This is a genomic window from Devosia elaeis, from assembly GCF_001650025.1.
GTDB lineage: Bacteria > Pseudomonadota > Alphaproteobacteria > Rhizobiales > Devosiaceae > Devosia > Devosia elaeis.
This window is the reverse complement of record NZ_LVVY01000047.1, coordinates 1-595: the sequence shown is the minus strand read 5'-3', so window position 1 is coordinate 595 and position 595 is coordinate 1. Positions and strand designations below refer to the sequence as shown.

Annotated in this window: 1 protein-coding gene and 1 riboswitch; the gene reads right to left on the bottom strand. The window is 64.4% G+C overall.

Translation table 11 applies throughout. The features are described from left to right. Nucleotides 1-470: 5,6-dimethylbenzimidazole synthase (bluB, locus tag A3840_RS01745; RefSeq protein ID WP_067450951.1), on the bottom strand; the 470-nt coding region annotated here is incomplete at its 3' end. A gap of 45 nt (nt 471-515) precedes the next feature. Continuing rightward, a riboswitch (cobalamin riboswitch) is annotated at nt 516-595 on the bottom strand. This riboswitch is flagged as partial in the annotation.

Here is a 595-nt window from a genome sequence, read left to right as displayed (position 1 = left end):
AGGTTCTGGACGGCACAGACCGTGCTGAACAGGTCCATGTCGGGCATGTGCGTGGCGCCCAGGACGACCGGGCCGCCGCGTGTGCCATCGCAGGTCACGCAGATATTGACCGGCGCGCTGGTGATTCCCTCAAGCTTGAGGGCCCGATAGGCGTCCTGACGATCCTGGGGGAACATCGCTGCCGCCTCGTCATTGGCGCGCGCGAAAATCTCGGCAACCTGCCGCTTCTTTTCGGCATCGCGTATCACGAGGAAGTTCCAGGGCTGCATGAAACCGACGGACGGCGCGTGGTGGGCGGCATCGAGGATCCGCATCAGGACCTCGTCGCCCACTGCATCGGGCTGGAACTGGCCGCGCACATCCCGCCGGCTGTAGATGGCGCGATAGACCGCTGCGCGCTCGGCGTCGGAGAATGGTCCGCCCGCAGCAAGGTGTGGTTGAAACGCAGGCTGATCGGTGGTGTCCGGCATGACATTGCCCCTGTTGAAAATAACACAGGAGCTGGGGTCCAGCCAGCTTCAAGAGGTCATCTGGCCGGTCTTCTGACTTGGGATCGTCCCCGGCGGGCGCCTTCCCGGCTTGCGCCAGTGGCATA